This window comes from Anaerovibrio sp. RM50 (genome assembly GCF_000622005.1).
Lineage (GTDB): Bacteria > Bacillota > Negativicutes > Selenomonadales > Selenomonadaceae > Anaerovibrio.
In genome coordinates, this window is sequence record NZ_JHWV01000021.1 from 21296 (window position 1) to 35523 (window position 14228).

Consider the following 14228-nt stretch of genomic DNA (forward strand, 5'->3'; position numbering starts at 1 on the left):
ATATCACGGTGAATAAGTTGAACTTCTTTTTTATTGATATTTTTAATCCTCAGCCCGACGGACCAGCTCTCCCCGCAGGGCCTTTTCAATGCTTCTGTAAAGGTCTTCCACGTTAATAGGCTTTGTGAGATGGGCATTCATGCCAGCCTCAAAGGACTGACGGATGTCCTCGTCCCGTGCATTTGCTGTAAGAGCCAGTATTGGCACCTTCTTGCTGTCAGACTTGCCGGAGGTCCTTATCTTCTTGGTGGCAGCAAGCCCATCCATATAAGGCATTCTTACGTCCATCAATATCAAATCATAGGTTCCTGGCGCATTGGACATATACTGGCTAAGGGCCTCCTGACCATTTTCAGCCTCGTCCACTACCATGCCACGGGTCATCAGCAGCTGCTTGCAGATCTCCAAATTAATTTCATTGTCCTCTGCCAGCAATACTCTCCGACCGCGGCAAATATCCTCCTCGTCACTAACCTGATATGTTGAAGTGGCCACTTCCAGATCCACATTAATGCGGAAGGTACTACCTACCCCTTTGGCGCTGTCAAAATCAATGATGCCGCCCATTTTCTTGATAATGTGATTACAAATAGCCAGCCCCAGACCGGAACCACCATAAATGTTATTATTGCCTGCATACTCCTGGGAAAATGCATCAAAAACCCTGGGCTGGAAACTGTCATCAATACCAACACCAGTATCCTTTATGGAAAACTCCAGGGATTGTCTACCGAATTTCTCAGCAATGCACTTGACCCCCAAAGTAACCTTGCCAAAGCGCTGAGTAAACTTAATGGCATTATTAAGGATATTTTTCAGCACCTGACGCATTCTGTCAGCATCAAAGCGGAAGCACTTGGCCACATTAGGATCAACCTCCAGCTGGAAATTAATCTTCTTGGCATAGGCATCATTTCTGGCCTTTCCTGCCACAGTCTCAATAAATGGCTGGAACAGCACCACATCATTATTGAGCTGAATATCATTATTTTCCACGTGGGAAAGGGCCAGCACATTCTCAATCATGTCCAGCAATACCTTGGAGGAATCCTCAATCTTATCAAGGCAATACTTCACATAATCCTTTTGCTCGGCACGTCCCTTGCCCAGCTCAGTCATACCAACAATGGTGTTTAGAGGGGTACGGATTTCCCGGCTCATCTGGAAAAGGAGCTGGGACTTTGCCTTGCTGACAGTCTCCGCATGCTTAAGAGCACCGCGCATGGCATCCTGCATCTGACGATTCTCTGTGGTAATTTCCGTAATATCCGTCTGTACCGCAATCAACACAGCCTTTTCCTTCTTATCAAGATAACGAAGACTCAGCTTCTTGTACCTGACAGGACTTGAAAAATCCTTAAACTCCTTGAAGGTGCCCGTAAATTCCCCAAACATATTCACCGTTTCAACGATATTTGAAAGCTGCAGCATCTTGTGGCAAATACTTCTGTCCTCAGCCGGCATATGTTCGTCAATAAAAGCACTGACGCTGCTTTCATAATCGAAAGGAGGCACTTCCTCTTCATCAAAGAAGGAAAAATTATGCCTTAAAACACGCATTTGACCGGTTTTAACTTCAATGTAGCCGATAAAATCAGCGTTGTCATGGATGGCCCGCTCGATAACAGTGCGTTCCATATCAGCCTCAGATATTCCATTGTTATTTTCTTTGGTTTTTACATTGTCTTCGCTCATATAACCATTCCCGCCTATTAAAATGTCTTATCAAAGGTCAAACAGCTAAAAATACGATTATCCAATATCACGTATGGCCAGACCGGACTCCTGTAAAAAGGCAGCCAGCTTGTTCACACCATCCATTATATCCCTGTAATGCTCAGGGGTTAAGGACTGTGGACCATCAGAAAGGGCCTTGGCCGGATCAGGGTGCATTTCCATCATTAGTCCGTCAGCTCCTGCAGCCACAGCTGCAAAGGCCATTGGTTTTACCATGCGCCACTTGCCTGTCCCATGGCTTGGATCCACAATAATTGGCAAATGGGACAAATGCTTAACCGCAGCCACTGCACTTAAATCCAGAGTATTGCGGGTATATTCCTCATAACTCCTGATACCCCGTTCACACAAGATAATCTGTTCATTGCCCTCACTCATAATGTACTCAGCGGCATTTAGCCATTCATCTATGGTAGCAGATATGCCTCGCTTTAATAGAACCGGCTTATGCTGGCGTCCCACTTCCTTAAGAAGACGGAAATTCTGCATATTTCTTGCACCGATTTGCAGCACATCCACGTACTCAGCAACCTTATTTACATTTTCCACCTCGGTGACTTCTGAAACAATTTTAAGGCCGTAACGCTTGCCTGTCTCTGCCAGATACTTCAGCCCCAACTCCTCCAGTCCTTGGAATGAATATGGTGAAGTTCTGGGTTTGTATGCACCGCCCCGCAGGAACTGTGCTCCCCCGGATTTTACAATTTCAGCAGCCTCCATTATCTGCTCCCTGGATTCCACTGCACAGGGACCAGCTATGGCCACCAAATTGCCATCACCGACTTTAATGCCGTCAATATCAATCACCGTAGGCTGGGGATGATATTCCCGGCTGACCAACTTGTAACTCTTAGAAATACTCACTGCTTTTTCTACACCTTCAAGTGACTCCACGTTAAGACAGCACATCTTCTCACGGTCACCAATAACCCCTATGATAGTCTGAAACTCTCCCTCCATAACCTTTCCGGAGAGCCCGTTGTATTCAATTGCCTTTATAACCTCCTGAATGCTGCTTTCATCAGCACCAGCCTGCATAATAATAACCATCAAATACCTCTTTATAATATACGTCTTTCATTATATTATAACGCCATTGTTCAAATTTTGCCAAAGGCAAAATATTCCTTACATAATGGAAAAAAATATTCTACTCTCTTCTGTTGTCTGCACAAATTACGGGAAAGCGCCCCGGATTTTTCAGCCACACGCTCTTGCGGCGGATTCCTTGCATGGCCGCATCGAGATTTACAATTCTTTTTGGAACATCAACATCAAAAAAGAAAATATATTCTCCCAGTCCTGTTCTGGCGGGCCGTGACTCGATACGGGTCATGTTCACATCCCTTGTGGCCATTTCCAAAAGAACCTCGCAAAGACGTCCTGCATCCTTGCCATCTATCTGGCATATAATAAGTGTCTTTTCCTCAGGAAGTTCAGTGCTGTAATCATTGCGGGCAAGCTGATAAAATCGGGTGGAATTATTATCCCGGTCTTCAATATTATGGTCAACAGCCACAAGACCGTTCATTTCTCCTGCCCTTTCGGTGCATATAGCCGCCCAGCCGCTGTCATTTGCCATTTCCCCCACCTGGGCAGCAGCTGCTGCTGTACTCACCACGGCCTCCTGCTCCGCCTGGGGATAGTTTTTCATAAGGTACTCCCGACACTGGGCCAAAGGCTGGGCATGGGACAAAATCCTGGTAATGGGACCATGATTCTCCTTTGCCATAAGGTGGTTGTGTACGCCCCAAATCAGTTCCCGAATAACCTTCAGGCCATCACAGTTGGCCAGTGTATCAAGGGTGATGTTAATGGAACCCTCTATGGAATTTTCTACGGGCACCAGACACGTATCCACTGCGCCAGTTTCCACCGCATGTATGGCTGCATAAATATTGGCCAGGGGAACCAGCCTGCATTTTTCCGGCAACTGTTCATTCAAATACAATGCCGCCGCTTCGCTGTGGGTTCCCACAGGCCCCAAGTATCCTAAAGTTTCCACCAATAAACCACCCATCTCTATCCAAAATAATACATAAAGCTACTGTAACAATGTAAATTAATTATATATTTTATAGCAAAAATTCGCAATAATGTTACACATTTAGGTATTGTACATTGACAGATGTTTTTTGTTCTACTATAACATTTGGGTATAGATAGTATTTTATTTTTGTATATTGTCAAAAATGTTTGATAAATTTATTAAATATTGCCAAAATTCTGATATAATCTATTTAAGAGTGCATCGTTAGATTTTTTCTAAAGGATTGCCAAGTGTATTATGTATGAGTAATTGGAGGGGAGAAAATGAATTCCGAAATTACTATCAAGCTTCCGCGATGCAAGGGGTGTGGTATCTGCGTGGCATTCTGCCCGAAGCAGGTTCTTGCCGTGGACGAGCTGGGAAAGGTAATGGTAGTTAATGCCGATGCCTGCATTGCCTGTGGTCAGTGCGAACTTCGTTGTCCAGATTACGCAATTTTTGTAGATAAGAAGGTGAAGGCATGAGTAAAGCGAGATTAATGCAAGGTAATGAAGCCTGCGTAGAGGGCGCATTAGCGGCAGGCGTACGCTTCTTTGGCGGTTACCCTATTACACCTTCTACAGAGGTTGCAGAAGGTATGGCCAAGCTGCTGCCAACTGTTGGGGGCAAGTTTGTGCAGATGGAGGACGAAATTGCCAGTATGGGTGTTGTTTTAGGTGCATCCCTGGCTGGAAAGAAAGCTGTCACTGCTTCCTCCGGCCCTGGTATTTCCCTTAAGCAGGAGCTTATCGGCTACGCTGCTGCTGCTGAAATTCCTGTTGTTATCGTAAACGTACAGCGTGTTGGTCCGTCCACTGGTCAGCCTACAGCTCCTTCACAGGGTGATGTTATGCAGGCCCGCTGGGGTACCCACGGCGACCATCCAATGATTGCCCTGTCCCCATGGAGTGTCCGTGAGGCATTTGATACTGCTGTTATGGCTGTTAATTATTCCGAGCGTTTCCGCACTCCTGTTATTCTCCTGATGGATGAAATCGTTGGTCATTTGCGTGAGAAGGTGGAACTTCCTGAAGCATCAGCCATCGAAATCTACCCACGCCGCAAACCTTCCTGCACCAGAGCAGAGGGCTATGAGCCATTTACTCCTGATAAGGATTTGGTGCCAAACACCGCCAACTTCGGCGAGGGCTACCACATTCATGTAACTGGTCTTATCCACGATGATACCGGTTTCCCTATCGGCAGTCCAAAAATTACCCGCGAGGTGACCAAGCGCCTCCACGACAAAATTGAAATTGCCCGTGATGAAATCACCCATGTAGAGGAATACTTCATGGATGATGCAGAATATGCCGTAATTGCCTTTGGCGGCACCGCCCGTACTGCTTATGAAGCCGTTGCCAATGCCCGTAAGAAGGGTGTTAAGGTAGGCATGGTCCGTCTCATTACCATCTGGCCATTTGCCGACAAGGCTGTCAAGAAGATAGCTGAAAAGGTTAAGGGCATTCTGGTGGCTGAGCTGAATTATGGTCAGCTGGTAGGCGAGGTTGAGCGTGTTGTAGCCGGCAAGTGCCCTGTAGAGCTCTGCGCCAAATATGACATGACTATCTTTGAACCAGCTGAGATTGAAGCCGGAATTGATGAGCTTGTAGCAGGAGGTAAGGCATAATGGAAAGATCTTTTGAAAAATATTTTCGTCAGAATCGCCTGCCACACCTCTGGTGTCCAGGCTGTGGCAACGGCATTGTTATGAAGGCCATCGTTCAGGCCATAGAAAAGAAGGGTCTGGATCAGGATAAAACTGTAATCGTTTCCGGTATCGGCTGCTCCTCCAGAGCTTCCGGCTATATGGACTTCGATACACTCCATACAGCTCATGGCCGTGCAATTCCTTTTGCCACCGGCATTAAGCTGGCAAATCCAGAGCTGAATGTTATCGTTATTACTGGTGATGGTGACTGCACTGCCATCGGCGGCAATCACTTCATTCACGGCTGCCGCCGTAATGTGGATCTCACTGTAGTGCTCTTTAATAACAGCATATATGGTATGACCGGCGGTCAGGCCTCTCCTATGACTCCTACCCACAAGAAGGCCACCACTGCACCTTACGGTGCCATTGACAGAAACTTTGACGCCTGCCGTCTGGCTGAGGCTGCCGGTGCTACCTATGTAGCCCGCTCCACTGCCTTCCATGTTCAGCATCTTACTGACATGATTGCCGGGGGTATCGACAACAAGGGCTTCTCATTTGTAGAGGCTATCTGCCAGTGTCCTACCTCCTTCGGCCGCAAGAACAAGATGGCTGACCCGGCCAAGATGATGATGTGGATGCGTGACAACGCTGTAATGAAGGCAGCCTGGGACAAGCTTCCAGATGATAAGAAGACTGAGGAAAAATTCCCTATCGGCCTCTTCTACAATGAAAGCGAAACAGATTATGCAACTGCCTACAACGAGGTTATTCAGATTGCAGGAGGTGCTGATAAATGAGAAAACAGCTTAGATTATCTGGCTCAGGCGGCCAGGGTGTAATAACCGCTGCTATTATTTTTGCCGAGGCTGCTGTATCAGAGGGCAAGGAGGCTGTACAGTCCCAGTCCTATGGTCCTGAGGCCCGCGGCGGTGCCTCCAAGTCCGAGGTTATTATTGATGACCAGCCAATCTACCATCCTCACGTTGAGGTTCCGGATCTGGTACTGGCCATGACCCAAAAGGCTGCAGACAAGTATTATGCAGACCTTAATCCGGAAGGAGTTCTTGTGCTTGATACTGATCTGGTACCAGAACCACCTAAGTTTAAGAATATCATCCGCATTCCGATCACCAAGCTGGCAGTGGAAGAGATTGGAAAGTCCCTCTTTGCCAATATTGTGGCTCTTGGTGCTCTGGTACGCATCACCGGCATTGTTGATTTTGAATCCATCAAAAAGGCCGTTGCCAACCGTGTACCACCTCATACCGTAGAGCAGAACATGAAGGCTCTGCAGGTGGGCTGGGATGCTGTTCCCGAAAAATAAAAAACACTTGATATCCTAAAAATAATACCTCCTGAAAGAAAAGGCCAATGCCAATCCCTTCAGGAGGTATTTTATTTATAATATTAATCTTTTGGCTTCAACGTTCCGTTCTGGTAAGCTGTCAGGAGATTGTAAAGATCTGTAATTTCCTCCTGAATAACCTTTCCCTCATCAGTATCTCCCACGCTGGTGTTCTTGGACTGCAGTTCCAGGGTTTCAGATACGGATTCGATGTCCTTGTTGTTCTTCAGGGCTTCTTTTACATCAGCAACTGTCTGGTGCTCCAGCAGCCTCAAGCCGCGGGAATTGGAAATAAGGGTGTAGCCGGAGATACCCGTCTTGTTGTGATAGGCACGGCAGAAGCCGCCATCAATGACGATAGCCTTGCCATTGGCCTTTACAGGTGTCTCACCCTTCTTTACCTTCACCGGCACGTGACCATTAATAATATGTCCCTCCTCCGGATCCAGTCCGAATTCCTCCAAAATCTTCTCGCAGACCTCTTCCTTGTTAATCAGCTTATAATAAGGATCTGACGGCTCCTTCCAGGTGGACTCGTCCACCAAGAACATACGTTCGAAGGTGCGGAATTCACGGCCGCTGATAGGAGAAAGAAGGCCACTCCACAGGAACCACATGAAATCCAAAGCTCTCTGGTCCTTGCCTGACTGGGCCTTTCTGGCCAGCTGGTCAACGAAATCCAGATATGCCCTTCCCTTGTACTTCTTGCCATCAAAGGTTATTTCCTTAAAGGAACCATCGTTGTTGAGAGGCACACAGCCATGGAAAAGCAAATTACCGTTGAAGCAGGTATATACGCTGCCGTGCTTATAAAGATAATCCACGTGGCGGCGCAGCTGCTCGCTTTCAATAAAGAAGGACTTTAAATGCTCCATAATAGCCGCTTCTTCCTTGGTGAGCTCGTAAGGATTTTTCGGGTCAATGGTAGGGAAATAAGCAGAGGACAATTCATATCTCTTGCCATCCTTTTTGAAGCAGGAGGTCTTATAATCCACATACTCAAGCAGCAGGCGGCTGTCCATATGGAAATCAGGATTACGCTTAATAAGCTGCCCCTCCAGCTTGAACATAATCATAGACATGGCCTTTTCCGAGGCCTTTAATGGGCTTTCATCAGGATAAATACGGTGTGCAAAGAGGGAAAGTGGACGAAGACTGATGGCATAGCCCTTCTCCAATACATCGGTATTGTTATACCGCAAGCTGTTTCTGACAACTCCCGCAATGCAAACCTCACTGCCGCAGGCCGCTCCCATCCACATAACATCATGGTTTCCCCACTGGATATCTATGGAAGGATAATTCATTACCATTTCCATAATTGCATCAGGACGGTTGCCTCTGTCGAAGAAATCACCCACAATATGCATGTGATCCACAGCCAGGCGTTTAATCAAAATGGTTAAGGCGATAATGAAATCCGATGCCCCATCCACCTGGACAATCATATTCAAAAGCCGCTTGTGATAAATAAACTGGGCATGGTCTGCCTCCGGGTGGGTATTCAAAAGCTCCATGATTACGCTGCGGTAACGCTTCGGTACAAAGCTGTTAACCTTGTCCAAAGGATACTTGTAGCTCATTAACTTTACCACCTCAAGGAGTCTGGCCAGACTTTCCCGATACCATTCCGGATTATTGCGGCGCTTATCCTTCATCTGCTCAATCTTTTCCTTAGGATAATAGATAAGGGTGCAGAATTCGGCCTTTTCCTCATCTGTCAGACGGGCCCCAAATACATAATCAACCTTTTCTTTGATTACCCCGGAGCAGTTGTTGAAAATATGATAGAAAAGCTCATATTCCCCATGCAGGTCACTTAAAAAGTGCTCAACCCCCTTTGGCAGGCTAAGGCTGGCCTGGAGATGAATCAATTTTGAATAAACGGATTCCTTGGTAGGATACTTCTCCGCCAACAGCCTTAAATATCTTTGCTTCTGCTTTTGCAAATTTGTGATTGGTGCTTTCATCAGTAAAGTGCCTCTCTTTTTTACATCTAAAAACTAAGGGGAAAAAGCCCCTTTTTCCTTAACTACTATTGTACTAAAAAAAGGGACTGTATTGCCAGTCCCTTTTCATGCTTTAGAAATATACGCCTATAACTTCTTATTGGAGCAGATTCAGGAACCAGGAGGAGTTGCTCATGGACTGAGCCAGCATAGCCTGAGCCGCCTGAGTTCTGATATTATAGCTGGTATATTCCGTAATTGCCTTTGCCATATCAGCGCCAATAATAGTGGTGACAGAATCAGTAACATTAGTCTGCTGGGTCACCAGATTAGTGTGGGTATAATCAAGCCTTGACTGCATGGAGCCTACACTGGTCTGCTGATCAAGGAGACGGTTAATGGCGTTATCAATAACATTGATGGCCGCATTGGCATCCTCCTGTGTAGAAACGCTGAGATAGGAACCATCAGACCCCTGAAGTCCCAAGCCCCTTGCACTTGCATCCCCCAGAGCCATGTGCATGTTCTGGGTGGATTCAGAACCGGTATGAAGCACTAGTGAATTATCCCCTCTGTTATCCGCTGCCCCAATGGACTCAGTGAAATTGTCCAAATCGGAATTGGTGGACTTCTTAACATTGCCCTCAGCATCCGTAACAGAAATGGTAAAGCCCGCAATGGAGCCTGCAGTGCCGGACTGGGCAGCCTTCACAGTAACGGCATTCTGATCATCTGCGGTATGAACCTCTTTACCGCTGGCATCAGTACCAATCAGAGAAGTGGCAGTATCCATGGAGGAAGTATCAAACACTTCTCCTGCCCCTGCCTCGTTGGCCTTCTTGAACACATCTGCCAGAGTGGCTTCTCCCGCAGTAAAGGAAGTGGAATAGGTCTTGCCATCCTTTACGAAGGAAACATTTACCGTATCCGTGGCATCAATATTCAGGCTGTCCCCCTGACGTCTGGTAAGGTCGGTAAGCTTGGTGGCCCCGGTGGTATCCAATCCCAGACTATTATTCGTGTAAGCCTGGCTTGTTTCCATAGTAGCCGCTTTATTGGAACCATTGAGCAAATATTTGCCGTTATAGGATACCATGGAATTGTCATTAATCTGGTCAAGATACTGATTAAACTCCTTCTGGATAGTGGCTCTGTCACTGTCCTTGGCGGTGGAATTTGCCGCTGCAATAGCCTTTTCCTTCAGGGTAGTCAAAATCTCCAGCGTATTGTCCATGGCACCGCTTGCCACATTCAGCATGCTGTTGCCGGTCTGAACGTTGGAGGTAGCCTGTCCCAAGGAACCGATTTTCACATCCATACGCTTGCCGATAGCGTAATAGGACGCATTATCCTTGGCAGAATTAATTTTATTGCCTGTAGCAACCTGATTGGCACTCTTTACTGCCCTGCCGTAATTCATATTTAATGTATTAAGGAGAGCAAGCTGCTGTGCATATGAACCGATGGTAGCCATATATATTACCTCCTTGCCTATTACTGTTTATCATCCATGACACTTCATGACATCATTATTCTTGTATAATTTTATCGATATTTACTTAAGAAAAATTAAATATTTTTTTAGATTTTTTTGCGAGAAATATTTTCTTATTTTGAAAGAAAAATTTGAACAAATGCGTTATAATAGTGTGTATGAGACTTCACTCCAAGGGGAGGATTTTTATATAATGAAAAAAATCGACTGGCAGGATATGCTTGCCCAAGGTCGTAGACGAACCAGAATTCAAAGAATTGTCGCTATCCTTATAATGGCCGCAGTCTTAGGATATGTGTTTTGGTATTTCTTTTATGCCTCAACACCTGAATACGCTTTAAATCAACTGCAGCAGGCCTTTAAAACTAAGAATCAGGCTACAATAGAAAAGTACTGTGACATGGAAAGTATAACCGGCAAGGCCTATGATGACCTGACCCGGGATATGTTTGCCCATGACAGTGATCTTACCACAGAAACCAAAGTGATGTTTGAAACCTTCTATATGAAAATAAAACCACAGGTGGTAAGTGAAACCAATTCACTGATACTTGACTATATACCTTACGGACAGTGGGCTACCCCAACCGGTGACAACATCCTGAAGGGACGCCAGCTGGGCATTGATTATGAGTATCTGGTGGAACGGTCCCAATTTCGAAATACGGAATTTATGAAAATTGACAGCATCAGAAAAACCGGTTCCAATGAGGCAATTGCCAGAATTGTTGTCAAGGACAGCTACACTGATACCTACTTTACCCTTAATGTTGTAATGTTAAAGCGAAATGGTGACTGGAAGGTAACTGAAATCAGAAATTACCGTGATTATCTTGATTTCCTCAGCCCTATCCAGGAAACGGGACTGAAAAATTACATTCAGGCCACCTCAGATATTATTGAAAAATATGGTGACATTCTGGACAGCCAGCAAACCCGATTCAAAAAATTGGATAAATCCTCTGATGGCATTTTGACGGCCAGCATGAGAAGCACGCTGGTTTCCTACATCCGTTCAGATATTATTCCGGCACTGGAAAAACGTCAGCATGAGCTGGATAATATTCCTGTAAATGACGGTGCCCAATATCTGGCATCCCAACGCAAGGAATCCACCAGACTTACTGTAGAAGCCTGGAGACATTTTATAGAAGCACTGGAAAGTGATTCTCCCAACGAATTTAATATGGCCAAATCATATCAGAAGGATGCCATGGATATAGATTACAGAATTGATGATGTGGTTAAGAACACCGCCATCAGTAGCGGCAAAACCTCAACAATTCCATAATTGCTAAAATAAAAGCCTGTAGTGAAAACCTTTTCACTACAGGCTTTAAAATACCATAAATTAAGACAGCTTCTTGGCTTTTTTCCGCTTGCTGTACTTGTAGTAAGTAACTGCAGCCACCAGCACCAGGATTACACAGAATGCGATACTGATTTCATGGCCTACCTCCATCATAACCTTCCAGCCTTCTCCCAGCATCATACCAATAAAAAGAATGAGCATGGTCCAAGGAAGTGAACCCACAAAGGTGTAGAATATAAACTTCTTGATATCTACATGGGCAAACCCCGCTGGCAGGGATATAAAGGTACGTACCACCGGCAGCATACGGCTGAAGAAAACAGCCTTTACGCCATACTTGTCAAACCACTCCTGGGCAATATCCACATGTGATTTTTTCACAAAGAAGTACTTGCCATATTTGTCCACGAAAGGACGCCCCCCCAAATGTCCCACATAATATGTGAGAATGGAGCCCACCATACCGCCTATCATGCCGGCCACGGTAGCCATAACAAAGGTCATGCGATCAATATAAATAAGATAGCCGGCGAAGCCAAGGATCAGCTCACTGGGAATAGGTATACAGGCATTTTCCAGCCCCATGAGCACCGCTACTGCCAGATAACCCCACTGATCAATAAATCCAAGGAACACATCTGCAAATTGTGACATAGAAACATCCTTTCAAGTGTAAGCAAAATACAAAAAAAGAGCCCCGAACCGGACTCGTCTAAACTATATGGTGCCTCAGAGCGGAATCGAACCACTGACACGGGGATTTTCAGTCCCCTGCTCTACCAACTGAGCTACCGAGGCAAAAAAATGGCGACCCGAAGGGGACTTGAACCCCTGACCTCCGCCGTGACAGGGCGGCATTCTAACCAACTAAACTACCGGGCCGTTATCAGTAAAATTAACACGAGATAAACTCGTGGAATTGTTATGGTGGGCGCTAACGGGATCGAACCGCTGACATTCTGCTTGTAAGGCAGACGCTCTCCCAGCTGAGCTAAGCGCCCTTTTTCAAACAGGAATATATCCTGCTCACAACATTTGCTATTATACAGGAAAGGAAAAATGATGTCAAGAAAAAAGGTCCAATAAAATATTGGACCTGAATAATTTTTTTGCGCAACCAAAATCAGTCTATAGCGTTCTTAAGTTCCTTGGAGGCATCCACAACCTTGGTCAGGCTGGCGTTAATACGCTCAGCGGCACCGGCCTGTTCACGGCCCATGGACTCAATAGTATTAATGGATGCAGTAATATCTGTAACAGCCTTGTTCATCTCATTAAGGGTCTTCTTAATACTCTCAGTAGCATTACGGGACTGTTCAGCCAACTTTCTTACCTCTTCTGCTACAACGGCAAAACCACGGCCCTGTTCACCAGCACGTGCTGCCTCAATGGAAGCATTGAGGGAAAGCAGATTGGTCTCCTCGGCAATTTCAGCAATAATACCAAGGGCCTTAATAGTCTCAGCATTCTTCTCCGCAAGAAGCTTTGCCTGCTGAACTGATTCCTGCCCCACATCGTTAAATTTGGCTGCACTCCTGCCAAGAGAAGTAGTTTCATCAAACGCAGCATCTGCATAGCTTGCGATATCCTTTACCAAAGTGCTCTGAGCTTCATTATCTATTGCCATATCCAATGTCCTCCCTATATTTATCCAATGATAACTGTGTCTAAATTTTTATATTCGACATATAATTATCTTTACCTGCAAGGAGAGGAAAAAAGATGAAAAATACACGGAAAAATTTTGCGGGTGGCATGTACGGGTGGCATGGGATAAGGTTTGAAACGGGGGAAATTTTTCGCCTGCAAGAACGGAGTCTATGTGCCGCAGGCTCAGCATGGGCAGTTCCTACTTGTTGCTTCGATGTATGTGCGGCTCTGCCGCTTTCGAAAGTGCCGATATTTAAAGTACATGCTGATTTAGACGAAGTGATGAAGCCGAAATAGTTTTCCCCGTGACTAAGCTGCAACTGGCAACTTCCAACCATAGCTCTCCCAGGCCGGTCGCGGAAATAGTACGGTATACAGCCGTCCTATTTCCGGGCAACATGCCACTGGCATCTTGCCCTCCAGCCAAGTACTTTTGGAGACATATCCAAGAGGCTTTACCGATTGGTTAATATGTCCCATGCGAAAGCGTCCTGCGAAACTTGGTTGAGCAGATGACGCTGACCGCCGGCATAAAATCTAAAAAGCTCATATACGCCGAAATATAAAATCCTGCAAGTAAAAAAGAGTTATCTCGAATGAGATAACTCTTTTTTTAACTGGCAACTTCCTATCCTCCCAGGCCGTCTCCAGCCAAGTACTTTCGGCGTATATGAGCTTAACTACTGTGTTCGGAATGGGAACAGGTGGGACCTCATAGCCATCATCACCAGATATTCAATTTGAAAATACATTTGCATGTACTCTCAAAACTATACAGAAACAAGTTCATCTTAGTAAGTGCTTTTTAAGTTAAGCCCTCGACTTATTAGTACTGGTCAGCTTCACATGTCACCACGCTTCCACTTCCAGCCTATCAACCTTATCGTCTATAAGGAGTCTTACCAGATTACTCTGTGAGAGATCTCATCTCAAGGCGGGTTTCACGCTTAGATGCTTTCAGCGTTTATCCCTTCCGAACGCAGCTACCCAGCTGTACAACTGGCGTCATAACTGGTACACCGTTGGTTCGTCCACTCCGGTCCTCTCGTACTAG

General features: G+C 45.7%; 12 protein-coding genes, 3 tRNA genes and 2 rRNA genes. 5 read left to right on the forward strand and 12 right to left on the reverse strand.

Annotation, left to right across the window (positions count from 1 at the left end; genetic code table 11):
- Positions 1 to 42: 42 nt before the first annotated feature.
- From T525_RS14965 to pheA, 3 genes are all read right to left on the reverse strand, one after another.
- Positions 43 to 1695 (reverse strand): response regulator, encoded by a 1653-nt coding sequence (locus T525_RS14965; RefSeq protein ID WP_027407116.1) that lies wholly within the window; start codon positions 1693 to 1695, stop codon positions 43 to 45.
- 57 nt (positions 1696 to 1752) lie between these two features.
- A complete protein-coding gene (gene aroF / locus T525_RS0110145; RefSeq protein WP_027407117.1) occupies positions 1753 to 2787 on the reverse strand; it encodes a 3-deoxy-7-phosphoheptulonate synthase in 1035 nt (344 codons plus the stop codon).
- Between the two features lie 100 nt (positions 2788 to 2887).
- Positions 2888 to 3745, reverse strand: coding sequence for a prephenate dehydratase (gene pheA, locus T525_RS0110150; RefSeq protein WP_027407118.1), 858 nt, complete (start codon positions 3743 to 3745; stop codon positions 2888 to 2890).
- 305 nt (positions 3746 to 4050) lie between these two features.
- Between pheA and T525_RS0110155 the strand changes: the two genes are divergently transcribed.
- The 4 genes from T525_RS0110155 to T525_RS0110170 are packed head-to-tail and all read left to right on the forward strand — an operon-like array spanning position 4051 to position 6747.
- Complete coding sequence (locus tag T525_RS0110155) at positions 4051 to 4251, forward strand: 4Fe-4S binding protein (protein ID WP_027397891.1); 201 nt, start codon at positions 4051 to 4053, stop codon at positions 4249 to 4251.
- The gene (locus tag T525_RS0110160; protein WP_027407119.1) at positions 4248 to 5396 is read left to right on the forward strand and encodes a 2-oxoacid:acceptor oxidoreductase subunit alpha; all 1149 of its coding nucleotides are present in this window, start codon (positions 4248 to 4250) and stop codon (positions 5394 to 5396) included. Before T525_RS0110155 ends, T525_RS0110160 begins: the two co-directional genes overlap by 4 nt.
- On the forward strand, positions 5396 to 6220 hold the full coding sequence (locus tag T525_RS0110165) for a 2-oxoacid:ferredoxin oxidoreductase subunit beta (RefSeq protein WP_027397893.1): 825 nt from the start codon (positions 5396 to 5398) through the stop codon (positions 6218 to 6220). Before T525_RS0110160 ends, T525_RS0110165 begins: the two co-directional genes overlap by 1 nt.
- Positions 6217 to 6747, forward strand: coding sequence for a 2-oxoacid:acceptor oxidoreductase family protein (locus T525_RS0110170; RefSeq protein ID WP_027407120.1), 531 nt, complete (start codon positions 6217 to 6219; stop codon positions 6745 to 6747). Before T525_RS0110165 ends, T525_RS0110170 begins: the two co-directional genes overlap by 4 nt.
- A gap of 83 nt (positions 6748 to 6830) precedes the next feature.
- On the opposite strand, the gene T525_RS0110175 is transcribed toward T525_RS0110170, so the two are convergent.
- Complete coding sequence (locus tag T525_RS0110175) at positions 6831 to 8738, reverse strand: fructose-1,6-bisphosphatase (RefSeq protein ID WP_027407121.1); 1908 nt, start codon at positions 8736 to 8738, stop codon at positions 6831 to 6833.
- Positions 8739 to 8874: 136 nt separating this feature from the next.
- On the reverse strand, positions 8875 to 10191 hold the full coding sequence (locus tag T525_RS0110180; RefSeq protein ID WP_027407122.1) for a flagellin: 1317 nt from the start codon (positions 10189 to 10191) through the stop codon (positions 8875 to 8877).
- Between the two features lie 214 nt (positions 10192 to 10405).
- Here T525_RS0110180 and T525_RS0110185 point away from each other — a divergent pair, with 214 nt between their 5' ends.
- Positions 10406 to 11503, forward strand: a complete 1098-nt coding sequence (locus T525_RS0110185; protein ID WP_027407123.1) for a hypothetical protein — start codon at positions 10406 to 10408, stop codon at positions 11501 to 11503.
- A gap of 60 nt (positions 11504 to 11563) precedes the next feature.
- Here the strand turns inward: T525_RS0110185 and T525_RS0110190 are convergent, their stop codons facing one another.
- The 7 genes from T525_RS0110190 to T525_RS0110225 form a co-directional block, all read right to left on the reverse strand.
- A complete protein-coding gene (locus T525_RS0110190; protein WP_027407124.1) occupies positions 11564 to 12178 on the reverse strand; it encodes a DedA family protein in 615 nt (204 codons plus the stop codon).
- A gap of 68 nt (positions 12179 to 12246) precedes the next feature.
- Positions 12247 to 12322 (reverse strand) — tRNA-Phe (locus T525_RS0110195).
- A gap of 7 nt (positions 12323 to 12329) precedes the next feature.
- Positions 12330 to 12406 (reverse strand) — tRNA-Asp (locus tag T525_RS0110200).
- Between the two features lie 43 nt (positions 12407 to 12449).
- Positions 12450 to 12525: transfer RNA gene (locus T525_RS0110205), tRNA-Val, on the reverse strand.
- A gap of 122 nt (positions 12526 to 12647) precedes the next feature.
- Complete coding sequence (locus T525_RS0110210) at positions 12648 to 13151, reverse strand: methyl-accepting chemotaxis protein (RefSeq protein WP_037325608.1); 504 nt, start codon at positions 13149 to 13151, stop codon at positions 12648 to 12650.
- 638 nt (positions 13152 to 13789) lie between these two features.
- Positions 13790 to 13906: ribosomal RNA gene (gene rrf / locus T525_RS0110220) — 5S ribosomal RNA — on the reverse strand.
- 74 nt (positions 13907 to 13980) lie between these two features.
- Positions 13981 to 14228, reverse strand: a 23S ribosomal RNA gene (locus T525_RS0110225); the annotation flags it as partial.